The following is a 427-nucleotide window of genomic DNA, read 5'->3' as shown; positions in this document are numbered from 1 at the left end:
CTACATATCGTAATGCCCTTTCTCCAAATCCTTCCTTGGCATTTCCACAGTCATCAAACATCACGATAACTGGATCGTATTTCGCCCGATGGATCAGTTTCACAAGCTCAGGTCCTGAAAGATGGGTCGGGTTACCCGCAGAGAGGGAGATCACGCGTCCATGAATTCGTTTAGCTACTTGTTCCAAAGCTTCTTGAGCAACCTGATCTCCATCTGTCACGACAATCACTTTTCTTCTTTGGTGATCCATCTATCGTTACCCTTTCGGTTTAAAAATAAGGGCAGTTAAACAAGCAAATACGATCGCCGCCGTAATACCTGCACTTGTGATTGAAAACATGCCTGATAATAATCCTGCTATCCCATTTTCTTGCATATGTTTAACCGTACCGTGAACAAGTGCATTACCGAAACTGGTAATGGGTAC

The 427-nt window shown here is 43.8% G+C and carries 2 protein-coding genes; both read right to left on the bottom strand.

Annotated features, from left to right (window positions below):
* Window positions 1-229, bottom strand: a 229-nt coding sequence (locus RM445_RS32085; RefSeq protein WP_311560618.1) for a stage V sporulation protein AE, incomplete at its 3' end; no start/stop codon positions are given.
* Between the two features lie 27 nt (window positions 230-256).
* Window positions 257-421 carry a SpoVA/SpoVAEb family sporulation membrane protein gene (locus RM445_RS32690; protein WP_449619197.1) on the bottom strand — a complete coding sequence of 55 codons (165 nt, stop codon included), beginning with the start codon at window positions 419-421 and terminating at the stop codon, window positions 257-259.
* Window positions 422-427: the final 6 nt, after the last annotated feature.

Origin of the sequence: Pseudonocardia charpentierae (genome assembly GCF_031845345.1) — a bacterium.
GTDB lineage: Bacteria > Actinomycetota > Actinomycetes > Mycobacteriales > Pseudonocardiaceae > Pseudonocardia > Pseudonocardia charpentierae.
The sequence above is the reverse complement of the archived record's forward strand: the minus strand, read 5'-3'. Positions and strand labels throughout refer to the sequence as shown.